At 52.6% G+C, this 12293-nt stretch carries 9 protein-coding genes; 3 read left to right on the top strand and 6 right to left on the bottom strand.

Features of this window, described 5'->3' with window-relative positions:
- The first annotated feature begins 17 nt into the window (after nt 1-17).
- Complete coding sequence (locus tag BM040_RS18480; protein ID WP_245756297.1) at nt 18-1202, top strand: serine hydrolase domain-containing protein; 1185 nt, start codon at nt 18-20, stop codon at nt 1200-1202.
- Between the two features lie 342 nt (nt 1203-1544).
- Here the strand turns inward: BM040_RS18480 and BM040_RS18475 are convergent, their stop codons facing one another.
- Nucleotides 1545-4847, bottom strand: coding sequence for an amidohydrolase family protein (locus BM040_RS18475; RefSeq protein ID WP_394333093.1), 3303 nt, complete (start codon nt 4845-4847; stop codon nt 1545-1547).
- A gap of 209 nt (nt 4848-5056) precedes the next feature.
- Between BM040_RS18475 and BM040_RS18470 the strand changes: the two genes are divergently transcribed.
- Nucleotides 5057-5794 carry an SDR family oxidoreductase gene (locus BM040_RS18470; protein WP_092104671.1) on the top strand — a complete coding sequence of 246 codons (738 nt, stop codon included), beginning with the start codon at nt 5057-5059 and terminating at the stop codon, nt 5792-5794.
- Between the two features lie 46 nt (nt 5795-5840).
- Here the strand turns inward: BM040_RS18470 and BM040_RS18465 are convergent, their stop codons facing one another.
- The 5 genes from BM040_RS18465 to rpsF all read right to left on the bottom strand — a co-directional run bounded on the left by BM040_RS18465 (nt 5841) and on the right by rpsF (nt 10420).
- Complete coding sequence (locus BM040_RS18465) at nt 5841-7907, bottom strand: thioredoxin domain-containing protein (protein ID WP_092104669.1); 2067 nt, start codon at nt 7905-7907, stop codon at nt 5841-5843.
- A gap of 194 nt (nt 7908-8101) precedes the next feature.
- The gene (locus tag BM040_RS18460) at nt 8102-9082 is read right to left on the bottom strand and encodes a GSCFA domain-containing protein (protein ID WP_092104667.1); all 981 of its coding nucleotides are present in this window, start codon (nt 9080-9082) and stop codon (nt 8102-8104) included.
- Between the two features lie 262 nt (nt 9083-9344).
- Entirely contained in the window at nt 9345-9788 is a 444-nt protein-coding gene (gene rplI / locus BM040_RS18455; protein WP_092104665.1) for a 50S ribosomal protein L9, read from the bottom strand.
- Nucleotides 9789-9800: 12 nt separating this feature from the next.
- On the bottom strand, nt 9801-10052 hold the full coding sequence (gene rpsR / locus BM040_RS18450) for a 30S ribosomal protein S18 (protein ID WP_092104663.1): 252 nt from the start codon (nt 10050-10052) through the stop codon (nt 9801-9803).
- Nucleotides 10052-10420, bottom strand: coding sequence for a 30S ribosomal protein S6 (gene rpsF / locus BM040_RS18445; protein WP_092104661.1), 369 nt, complete (start codon nt 10418-10420; stop codon nt 10052-10054). Before rpsF ends, rpsR begins: the two co-directional genes overlap by 1 nt.
- Before the next feature lie 577 nt (nt 10421-10997).
- On the opposite strand from rpsF, the gene BM040_RS18440 reads away from it, so the two are divergent.
- Nucleotides 10998-12266, top strand: a complete 1269-nt coding sequence (locus BM040_RS18440) for a c-type cytochrome (protein WP_245756296.1) — start codon at nt 10998-11000, stop codon at nt 12264-12266.
- Nucleotides 12267-12293: the final 27 nt, after the last annotated feature.

Below are 12293 nucleotides of genomic sequence, written 5' to 3'. Positions count from 1 at the left end.
AAATCCATACTCAAAAAATGCTGAAGCACACCTACCTCGCGCTGCTCCTGGCCTTTGGATGTTTGTCCTGGCAGCCTCAACCGCAAAATACCACTACGGCCACTATACCGGAGCAGCAACAAACAAAACCATTATACTATTACCCGGGCCTAGGAGACGATTGGGAGAAGAAAAGCCCTGAGGAAGTAGGTATGGATGGGGCCAAACTACAGGAAGCCGTGGAGTGGGCAAAGCAGCAGGAAACCACGCAAATGGAGAAGGATTTCTCTACGCAGAAGGAGATTTTTGGGGAGCCGCTGGGCCCGCTGCCCGCCACTAGGGCCACTACCAATGGCATCATCCTGAAAGACGGCTACATTGTGGCGGAGTGGGGCGATACCAAAGCCGCCGACCCTACCTACAGCGTGGCCAAAAGCTTCCTATCTACCATACTTGGTTTGACCTTAGATAAGGGGGTGATACAAAGTATAAATGACCCGGTGGCGAAGTATGTGCAGGACGGCGGATATGAGTCGGCGCACAACAGCAAGGTTACCTGGGCACACCATGCCCACCAAACCAGCGAATGGGAAGGCGAGCTTTGGGGGAAGAAACACGATTTTATTGGGAAGGAAGCCTTTGGCCGGGGAGAGCGTAAACCGCGCGAGCTACAGGCGCCGGGCACCTTCTACGAGTATAACGACACGCGCATCAACCGTTTTGCCCTCTCTTTGCTGCGGGTATGGGAAAAGCCGCTGCCGCAGGTGCTCAAAGACGAAATTATGAACCCTATCGGCGCCTCCCAAACCTGGCAGTGGGTGCCTTACCGCAATTCGGTGGCAACAGTTAACGGGCAGCAGATGCCATCGGTGAGCGGCGGCACGCGCTGGGGCGGAGGCCTCTGGATTAGCACCCGCGACGAGGCACGCTTCGGCTACCTGTTTCTGCGAAACGGACGCTGGAAGGACAAGCAGCTGGTATCGGAGGAGTGGGTGAAGGAAGCGACTTCGCCCGGTCCCATAAAGGGAGATTACGGCTACCTGTGGTGGCTAAACCCGGAAGGGAAAGCATGGCCGGATGCACCAACTACCAGCTACGCCGCCTTAGGGGCTGGGCAGAATACCGTGTGGGTAGACCCCGAGCACGACATTGTGATTGTATGGCGCTGGCATGATGGCAAACAGAACGAGTTGTTCAAGCGCGTGCTGGAGGCGGTGAAGTAATTTGTGTGTAAGTATGGCGCGAGCGTCCACGCTCGTGACTAAGTATAGCAGGGGCCTCTGGCCCTTATTTATACTTATACCTATGCCGCAAGTTTAGCGTTAGCGCAACTTGTGGCTGCACATGAGGCCAGTTTGTAACTGGCGCATTTCTCTCATTTATACTACCGCCAGTTGCAAACTGGCACCAATCTCAACCACCAGTTACCGCTGCGCTCAAACTGGCGGTATGTTATGAGCTATACTTAACTACAAACGTGGACGCTCGCGCCATACTTGCCATAAAAGCAAAATCGGCTGCCCCATCCGGAGCAGCCGATTTTTTATAGGTTATACTTATGCCTCTTAATGGCGGCAAGTGCAGTGCTCACCGGCAATACCCTCAACGCGGGTGTCGGTGCCTTCGTGCCAGTCAAACGCGGTGGCGTACTTGTCGTTCTCCCACCAGAATTTGCCCGGCTGCTTGTTGTAGTTGCCGATTTCAGCCATGGTGGCGGCATCGTACAGGCGACCGTTCACCATCGTATACTTTACCTGCTCCGAGTTCTGGATGTTCTCCAGCGGGTTGGCGTCCAGTACGATGAGGTCAGCCAGCTTGCCGGTTTCCAAAGAGCCCAGCTCGTGGCCCATGCCGATGTACTCAGCACCGTTCAGGGTAGCAGCGCGAAGGGCTTCGTGGTTCGTCATGCCGCCTTGCTGCAGCATCCACAGTTCCCAGTGCGCTCCCAGACCTTGCAACTGGCCGTGTGCACCCAGGTTCACCTTTACGCCATTGTCCGTCAGGGCTTTGGCTGCGCGGGAGGTGGCCATGAAACCATTCTCATACTCCTCATCCGGCACCTGCGTCACAAAGCGCGAGCGGCCGTCAATTACGGAGCGTGGCGTGAACTTGAGCAGGCGGTCTTTCTCCCATACATTGGTTTTCTGGTACCAGTAGTACTCGCCGTTTGTAGCACCGTAGTTCACTATCAGCGTTGGTGTATAACCTACCTTGGAGGCTTTCCACAGCTCCAGCACGTCTTTGTGAAGCGGTGCTACCGGAATGTTGTGCTCCACGCCGGTGTGTCCGTCCAGAATCATGGTCATGTTGTGGAAGAAGGTAGAACCGCCCTCCGGGTACACGCTCATGTCCAGCTCACGTGCGGCCTGAATGACCTGCTGGCGCTGCTCACGGCGTGGCTGGTTATAGCTCTTCACCGAGAAGCCACCCACCGCCTTGATGCGGCGCAGGTGCGAACGGGCATCGTCCAGGCTGTTGATGACGGCTTTAAAGTTGCCATCGGCACCGTACAGAATCGTACCGGTAGAGTAGATACGCGGCCCTACCATTGCGCCCGACTTCACGGCCTCCGACTGGCTGAACACCATTTCGGTCGTAGAGGATGGGTCGTGGGTGGTGGTAACGCCGTAAGCCAGGTTGGTAAAGTAGGACCACTGCTTCTGCGGGCTCATACCTAGGCGGAAAGTGCCCAGGTGCGCATGCACGTCCACAATACCCGGCATAATGGTTTTACCGGCCGCGTCAATCACTTTCGCGTCGGTTGGTACGCTGATGCCTTTGCCCACCGCTACAATGCGGTTGCCGTCCACTACAATTGTACCGCCTTCAATCACTTCATCGCCCTTCATGGTAATGATGCGGGCGTTGGTAAAGGCAACTTTGCCCTGCGGGATGTCCGTCTTCAGCTCCAGGCCAATTTTAGTGCCCGTCGTGTCGATGGCTGGCAGTTCTTCCGGCGCGCCGTCTACAAACTTGAAGCGGTGCTTCAGGTCGTTGGAGAAGTACTCATCACCCAGCACCCAGTTAATCTTCTTGCTGTCCGAAGACCAGTGGATGCTCGTGCCGGCGTCGCGGGTGAAGCGGGCTACCGGAACTGCTTTCGAGTCGGCGCTCAGGTCCAGGCCGGAGCCGTTAGCTGTGAATGGCGCGATGTAGCCGTTGAACAGCTCTACAAAACCAATCCATTTGTTGTCCGGGCTTGGGTAGAACTGGTCGGTATACTTGGACGTGTAGTGCGTCTGCTCGTTTTTGCCGTTCAGGTCGATGCTCTTGAAAGCATACTTGCCATCCTGGTAGCCGGTGTAGAAAATACGGTCAGAAGAGGCGTTGAACTGCGGGTTGGAGCCGCGCTCCTGCACCAGGGTAGCTTTGCCGCCATCGGCCGGCATGTAGAAAATACCTTTCTCCTTACCGTGCGCATAGCCCATGTGGTTGTTGCCGCCCTCTTTGCTGTAGACGATATACTTTCCGTTCGAAGAGAACTTGGGCGAAGTATAAAAGCCTTTCTCGGTGGTCAGCTTCGTTGGCTTGGCGTTCTTCTTGCGGATGTCGAGCTTGTAAAGTCCGCCGAAGTTGTCGTCGTGCCAGGTTGCGTATACGATGTGCTTGCCATCCGGAGAGAAGGATGGGTAGAACTCAAACTCCTGGCTCTTGGTAATGCGCTCCGGCTTGCCATTGGGCAGTTCTTTCTTATAAATATAGCCCGCTGCGTTAAACACCAGGGTCTTGCCATCCGGCGAGGTCACGGCGTGGCGGATGGCCTTGGCCGTAAACTTGTCTGGTGACACGCCGCCGTTCTCGTGGTGCTCGTGGCGCACGATATCAGTGATGTAATGCGTAGTAGAGGCCTCAAACGGAATGTTGGAAACCTGCTTGGAGGCGACATCCACCTTGTTGATTTTACCATCAGCCCAGAACACGATGTGCTTGTTGTCCGGCGTCCAGGAAAAGTAGGGGTACACGCCAAAGATGGCCCAGGCTTCCTGCTGGTCGTGGCTCAGTTTGTCATAAACGGGCCATTCCTCGCCGGTTTTCAGGTCGTGCACAAACAGCACCGACTTGGTACGCACGCGGCGCACGAAGGCGATGTGCTTGCCGTCGCGGGAGATGACAGGGCGCATAGAGCCACCGTTGCCGGTTACCACGTTCTCAATCTCGCCTGTATTGCGGTCTACGCGGCGAATCACGTAAATCTGGCCGTTCGGGTCTTTGTTATACTCAAAGTTAGAGCCGCCGCTCATGTCCTCCGAGAAGTATACATACTTGCCGTCCGGCGATACAAACGGCTCGCCAGCGTCCTGCTGGTCGTTCTTGCGCTTGGTCAGCTGCACGCCCGTGCCGCCTGTGCGGTGGTACATCCACATCTCACCGGCCCCCAAAGAGCGTGTGTTGGTAAAGTGCTTTCGCGCCACAAGGTACTCTCCGTTCGGCGTCCAGACAGCGTTGTTGAGCAGGCGGAAGTTCTCGTTGGTGATTTGCTTGGCATCGGAGCCGTCGCGCTTCATCACCCAGATGTTATCGCCACCACCGGCGTCAGAGGTAAAGGAGATATACTTGCCGTCGGGGCTGAAGCGGGGCTGCACCTCGTACGGGCGACCCGTTCTGAGTACCTTGGCTTTGCCGCCGGAGATGGGCATGATGTAAATATCGCCCAGCATGTCGAACACAATCTCTTTGCCGTCCGGGCTTACATCCACGCTCATCCAGGTGCCTTCGTTGGTCGTGATGGTGACTTCTTTCTGTGGGCCGTGCGCGGCATCCACCTTCCATTTAGCGTCTTCTTTTTTGGAGTCCTGAGCATGAGCCGCGCCGAAAGGGAGAGCAAGCGCCGCAGCCAGTACCATACCCAGGTAGGTACGTTTCATCATTAGTAGATTGAAGATTAGTTGGTTTCAGCACGTAATTTAAGCATTCAGAGTCACAAAGGGAAGTATAGCCAGATAGGAGTTTAAACTATAAACAGATTTCCTAACGTCTGGGCACCCTATCCGGCGGAAAAGGAGTACAAATTGGGGATAAGTTACGTGTTACAACAAAGTTATGCTCAGCAAAAAGGGCAGAACAGGAAGGAGAAAGTATGAATTTAGGCGGAAATACAGTACTGATAACAGGGGGCGCCACTGGGATAGGCTTTGCCCTGGCCGAGCGCTTCCTGAAAGCAGGAAGTGAAGTGATTATTTGTGGCAGGAGGGAAGAGAAGCTGCAGGAAGCCCAGCGGAAACACCCGGCGCTGCACATCAGGGTATGCGATGTGGCAGAGGAAGCACAGCGTGTGGAGCTATTCGAATGGGCAACGAAGGCGTTTCCGAGGCTGAATGTGCTGGTCAACAACGCGGGCATCCAGCGGAGGGGAAGTTTTTTGGAAGACAAGGAGCCCTGGCCGGTGCGCAGGCAGGAGATAGCCATTAATGTGGAAGCGCCTATTCACTTGTCGGCGCTCTTTATTCCACACCTGCAGCAACAGGTGCAGGCCGCCATCATCAACGTGTCTTCAGGGCTGGCATTTACACCGGGCACGTTCGCCTCGGTCTACAGTGCCACCAAAGCCGCCATCCACTCCTTCACCATGACGCTGCGGCATGAGCTGGCCCAAACAAGTATAAAAGTCATCGAAATTGTGCCGCCTGCGGTAGATACTGATCTAGGAGGAGCTGGCATTCATACCATGGGCGTGCCGGTAGATGAGTTTGCCGATAGCATTATGAAGCGTATTTCGGCCGGCGAGCTGGAAGTGGGCTACGGCCGGTCAGAAAAGGCGCGCTTGGCCAGCCGGGAGGAGATAGACGAAATGGTGCGGATTATGAGTAATTTATAAGCTATACAGGCGATGAGCCGGGACTGTTCCTCATCGCCTGTATAGCTTACAACGAAGGGAACTTAGGCTGCGGCTCGGCGCCCTGCATCTGTTTCAACGCCTCCGCGGCCGTGTGCACCGGCAGCTGACAGGTTCTGTTATAACAGACATACACGGTTGTTTTTCCGTTGATAGCGGTTCTGTGCTCCAGCAGCGGAATGTCTGTTTTGTCTTCGGCTGTAGCGCCTGCCAGGATGATGTTTGGGGTGTAGAAGGAGGTAAGCTCGGCACGCATCTCCGGTGCCTCCGGACCCACAATCACCACCTCGGCGGTAGGTGTGAGCTTATGGAAGTATAAAGAAGCCCAGTTGCCCATATGCGAGGGCTCCTTGAGCAGCAGTTCCTTCACGCTGGCCAGCATGTCGTCGGAGAGGGAAGTATAACGATCCTCATCAAAGTATAAACCCAGCAGGTGCAGGTTGGTAGCCATCACCGAGTTGGACGACGGAACCACGTTGTCCAGAATTTCTTTCTTGCGGGCTATCAGTTGCTCGCCTGTCTTATCTGTGTAGAAGAACAAACCTTCCGTTTCGTCAAAGAAGTTCTCCAAAGTATAATCTGTCAGGCGCTTGGCCTCCAGCAGCCACTGCTCCTCAAACGTAACCTCGTACAGGCGCAGCAGCGCCCTTGTCAGGAACGCATAATCGTCCAGGAAGCCGTCTACGCTTGCCTTGCCAGCCTTGTAAGTATGGTACAGCTTGTCGCCCTTTTTCATGTTGGCAAGTATAAACCGCGCGTTTTGGAGGGCCAGCTCCAGGAAGTGCTTGTTGCCGAACACGAGGTAAGCATCGGCAAGCCCCTTCAGCATCAGCGCGTTCCAGGAGGTCAGCACCTTGTCATCCAGTGCCGGACGCACGCGGTGGGCACGCACCTCCATCAGTTTCTCCTTCCAGGTAGTCACCATTTCCTCCAGTACATCCTGCTCCAACTCGTTCTCTTTGGCAAACTTCTCGTCGGGGATGCGGCGGTAGAGGATGTTACGGCCGTGCTCAAAGTTGCCTGTCACGGTGGCGTGGTAGTACTTGGAGAAAAGCGGTTCCTCGTCGCCCAGCAGTTCTTGCAGCTCATCTTTAGTAAAAGTATAGAACCTGCCTTCCTCGCCTTCGCTGTCGGCATCGAGGGAGGAGTAGAAGCCGCCTTCCCCGCTCATTAGTTCGCGCTCCAGAAAGGCGATGGTCTGGTACACCACATCGTGGTACAGCGACTCCCGGGTAGCCTGGTAAGCTTCGGCGTATAAACTCACCAACTGGGCATTGTCGTAGAGCATCTTCTCGAAGTGCGGCACCAGCCACTCCTCATCCACCGAGTAGCGCGCAAAGCCGCCGCCAACCTGGTCATAGATGCCGCCATAGGCCATCTTGCGAAGGGTAAGGTTAATATGGTTGAGGATGGTTTGATCGCTGCTGTGGTGATGGTAGCGCAGCAGGAAGAGGTAATTCACAGGCATCGGGAACTTGGGCGCGCTGCCCAGGCCGCCGTTCTTTTTATCAAAGTTCCTGCTCAGGTTATGCCCGATTAGCTTGAAGTCATCCTCGCGCACATGGTAGTTCTTTTGCTGCAGGCCATACTTTGCCAGCTCGTTCTGGTTCAGGTGGTCGGCAAACTGCTCCGCCGACTCGTCCAGTTCCTGCCGGTGGCTGGTGTAGGCCTCGGCAATGCTGCCGAGCAGTTCTTTCCACTGCTTGGGCGGAAAGTAGGTGCCGCCGTAGAAAGGTTTCGCCTCCGGAGTCAGGAACACGTTTAGCGGCCAGCCGCCCTGCAGGGCCATCGCACTGATAGCGTCCATGTATACAGCATCCACATCAGGGCGCTCCTCCCGGTCCACTTTTATGCAGACAAAGTGGCTGTTCATGAGCTCGGCTATACTTTTTTGCTCAAAGGCTTCGCGTTCCATCACGTGGCACCAATGGCAGGCGGCATATCCTATACTTACTAAAATAGGCTTGTCCTCCTGCTTTGCCTTCTGCAGCGCCTCCTCTCCCCAAGGGTACCAGTCCACGGGGTTATGGGCGTGCTGCAGCAAGTAGGGGCTGCTCTCGTGTATCAGTCGGTTGGCTTTCTTGTTTCCTGTCATGGCTCTAAGGGTTAAGCGGGAGGCACAGCGGCTTGGCTATACTTTAGCAAGGCCGGAAAGTATAGACTTTATACTTTGCAGGAGTATGGTAGCAAAGTATAAATAGACTATCGTAGAAACGTCTGTGGCCTTGGCCCGGTCACAGGATTAATGTACGGGCCTGGCCGGCAAAGGTGTCCCGAAGGCCTTTGTGGCTAGGGCAGGAGCTGTTTTTGAAGTATTTCTGCCTCCAGGCTGGTGTCGATGTGGTACTGGTGGCGCAGTGTCTCCAGCTGGTTCAGCGTGTTTCTCAGAAATTGCTGGTGCCCCTCCGACTGCGGGTGAAACGGCCTGTGCGCCACGGCACGCTGCATTTTCTCCCATAGCCCCATAAACTGGCGGAACTCTGGTGCATAATAGGCATCCACAAATTTCTGCCAGATGTAGTCCTCAGCCACTGATGTCGGGTGCAGCATGTCTTCCTTGTAGAACCGGTAATCCCGCAGGTCATCCATCATGATTTCGTAGGCCGGAAAGTATAAAACCTGCTCATGTTCCTGCTGCAGCTGGTGGCAAAGCACCCGTAGGCTGGCCTTGCTCACGCTGTTAAGCTCTATCGTCTCTTTTATATGGCGCACCGGACTTACCGTAAGCAGTACTTTCATACCTGGGTTTACCTGTTTGAGCTGTGCCAGCATTTGCCCAAAAGCGGCTTTCATTTCCTCCACCGTCAGCAGTTCGCGCGTGAAGTTGGAGGCGGGCAGCTTGTGGCAGTTGGCGACCAGTTTGCCGCTTTCCTGCAGCCGGTAAGCAATGGCGGTGCCTAAGGTGATGATAAGCAACGAAGCATTTTGCAGGTACTGGTTTGTTTGCTGAAGCCGCTCCTGTACGTTCTGTAGCAGCGCTTCTTTGCTGGGGCTGGAGAGGGAGGAGTGCAGGTCGTAGGCGTACCAGATGCCGTTTTGCTGCACCAGGTGCTCCTCAAAAGCATAGGGCTTGCCCGCCGCGGCTTGCAGCAGCAAGCTTACCGACACAGGGTTGAAGATGGTGCCGAAAGGATTGACCAGTGCCTCGACCTTGTACTGTTGCAGCTTCGCGCCGATTACCTCAGCAAAGCAGGAGCCCATGGTCAGCACCGGTTGCTGCAGGCCAAGGTTCAAAGGGGAGCGGGATACCTCGACTTCGGTTCGGAACATGGCTTAATTTGACAAAGGAGTATGGGACAAGGAACAAAGGACAAAAGAGAAAAGACTTTTTGATATTATGAAACGGACCGGGGTTTTTAAGATTACGTGATTCCAGATTTTTCGGAATTACAAAGTATAAATCACTTCTGCTCTTTATGATCGCAACTACCCTAGGCCCTTTAATTGCCGGGTATCTTATACTTGAGCGCACAAAAAAAGCGTCCTGCCTTTTCGGGGCAGGACGCTTTCCATACAGTATGTTCAAGCAGGCTTATTCAGCAACTACGTTGAATTTTACTTGGTGCTTCACCTCTTTGTGCAGGCTCAGGGTAGCAGTATACTCGCCGGCAGACTTCACGTCCTGGTCGAAAGAGATACGCTTACGGTCTACATCAAAGCCTTTGGCTTTCAGAGCCTCAGAAAGCTGCAGTGTAGTTACAGAACCGAAAATCTTACCAGTTTCACCCACTTTAGCAGGAAGCTCAAGCGTGATGTCGCCGATGCTGTTAGCCAGTTCCTGCGCGTCGTTCTGGATTTTCTCAGCTTTGTGAGCAGCCTGACGGATGTTTTCAGCTACTACTTTTTTGCTTGATTTGTCAGCGATAACAGCCAGACCCTGTGGGATCAGGTAGTTACGGCCATAACCAGGCTTTACGTCAACAATATCGTTTTTATAGCCGAGGCCTTTAACGTCATCTTTCAGTATTACTTCCATCGTCTGACCTCCTTATTTTAAAGAATCCGTTACATAAGGTAAAATGGCAAGGTGTCTTGCTCTGGCAACTGCCTGAGACACTTTGCGCTGGAACTTCAGGCTAGTGCCTGTAAGTCTTCTTGGAAGGATCTTACCCTGCTCGTTCACGAACTTCAGCAGGAAGTTACCATCCTTGTAGTCGATATACTTGATACCGCTCTTTTTGAAACGGCAGTATTTCTGACGGTTCTCTTGTTTGTGGACTTTTTCGTTAACTAAGCTCATTATCCTTTAACCTCCTCTTTTTTAGCTTGTGATTTGAACTCGCCGTTTCTTCTGCGCTCGTTGTAAGTCACTGCGTGCTTATCAAGGGCGGTTGTCAAGAAACGAACTACTTTTTCATCACGGCGATAAGCCAGTTCCAGCGCGTCAACTACGTTAGTAGGCGCTTTGAACTCGATCAGGTGATAGAAGCCTGTAGACTTCTTCTGGATTGGGTAAGCCAATTTACGAAGACCCCAGTTTTCTTCGTGGATAATGTCGGCGCCATTTTCCTTTAGCACCTCTCTGAACTTCTCGACCGTTTCCTGCATCTGAGTCTCGTTGAGCAACGGAGTCAGAATGAAGACAGTTTCGTAATTTCTCAATTCCATCGGTTCGATTTATGGTTATAAATTTAGCCTGCAAAGGTAAGCCGCTTATTTTAAAAAATCAATAGGCACTATTATTTATTAAGTAAAGTATAGAGCCCTTCAGGTAAGCGAAGCAGAGGATGTTGTAAGCCCTATGTAATTAATATAATGTAGCTTTATCCAAGATGCAAATTTTATAGAGCAGAATAGTGTCGGAAGAATAAAGCTATAGCAAAATAGTGCAATAAATTAATTAATAAAGTAAACGAGCTAAGGGTGATCTGAAATATCCTTTATTTGTATTTATTTAAATATAAATATTGATTTTTTAATCCGATGCTTAGTCGCAGAAAACCTGGTTTATTTAGAATGATTATAAATAAAAATGCCTGAATCAGTGTAAAAATTGGTTTTTAGGGGTCGGTGCTGGAGTAAAAAGGGGGTGCAGCAGCCAAGGGCAAATAATAACCTTATTCTGTTTGAATAATGGAATTCGCATAGTAGATTTGTGCCCGTAAAGTAAATTCACCATATCATATACTAAACACAAGTGATCTTGGCTATGATTAGCTGTATACTTAAAACTCAATCCAAAATTTTGTACACCTTCCTGTTAGCCCTGGTGGTTTCGTTCGGTGCGTTTGCACAGGCAAGTGAACAGGCTGAGGTGGCCCAGAAAGGTGTAGACCCTGGTGCTACCGAAGGTGCGGAAGTGACGACCGGGGATCCGGCGGTGATCTCGGCAGGCGAGGCGCTTTTTAAGAACAACTGTGCCGTTTGCCACTCTGCTGGTAGCGACGTGATTGTAGGCCCAGGCTTGCAGGGTGTGACAAAGAAACGCAGCGAGTCATGGTTGATCAGTTGGACGAAAAACTCTCAAGCCCTTATCCAGTCAGGCGACGCTGACGCGGTGGCTATCTACAATGAGTTTAACAAGCAGGCGATGCCTTCGTTTGCCTTCTCTGATGACGAGATTAAGTCCATCTTCGCTTATATCGATTCAGGTAAGGGTGCCGTGTCTGCGCCTGTTGCCGGACCAGAGGGCGCTGTTGCCGGAGAGAACGTAGGTACGGATGCTGTAGGCGCTATAGGCGGTTACCTGGATATCGTGCTGGTGGTGCTGATTATCGTGCTGATTGTGCTGGTGGTAACACTGCTTCTGATAACTTCCCTTCTGAAGAACTACCTGAACAAGAACCGTCAACTGAACGAGTATGATGCTGAGGTAGTTAACCAACGCTTTGATTTCTCTAAGGTATATAAGTCTAACGCAGTTCGCACGCTTGTAGTGCTGATCTTTGTGGTGGTGTTGCTGGATCTGACCATTGAGAAAACAATGGGTATTGGTATACAGCAAGGATATGCGCCGAAGCAGCCAATCGCTTTCTCGCACAAACTGCACGCAGGTGAGCACCAGATTGACTGTAACTACTGCCACACGACAGTATACGAGAGCAAAAGCGCCAGCATTCCTTCTGCAAACATCTGTATGAACTGCCACAGCCAGGTTAAAACAGAGTCTGCTGAGATTCAGAAGATTTACAGAGCCATTGAGCGCAACGAGCCAATTCAGTGGGTTCGTATCCACAACCTGCCGGACCTGGCTTACTTCAACCACTCGCAGCACACGCAGGTGGGTGGTGTAGAGTGCCAGACCTGCCACGGCCCAATCCAGGAAATGGATGTGGTTTACCAGTATTCTCCACTCACCATGGGCTGGTGTATAGACTGTCACCGCGAGACGCCACTGAACACAGAGGGTAACGGCTACTACGACAAGCTGGTAGAGCTGCACGAATCATCTTCTAAAGGAGCCTTCACGGTGTCCTCTAACGGTGGCTCGGAGTGTTCTAAGTGCCACTACTAATCAATATCCATTTATTTAAGCATTCGA

The organism is Pontibacter chinhatensis, assembly GCF_900113285.1.
Taxonomy (GTDB): domain Bacteria; phylum Bacteroidota; class Bacteroidia; order Cytophagales; family Hymenobacteraceae; genus Pontibacter; species Pontibacter chinhatensis.
The sequence above is the reverse complement of the archived record's forward strand: the minus strand, read 5'-3'. Positions and strand labels throughout refer to the sequence as shown.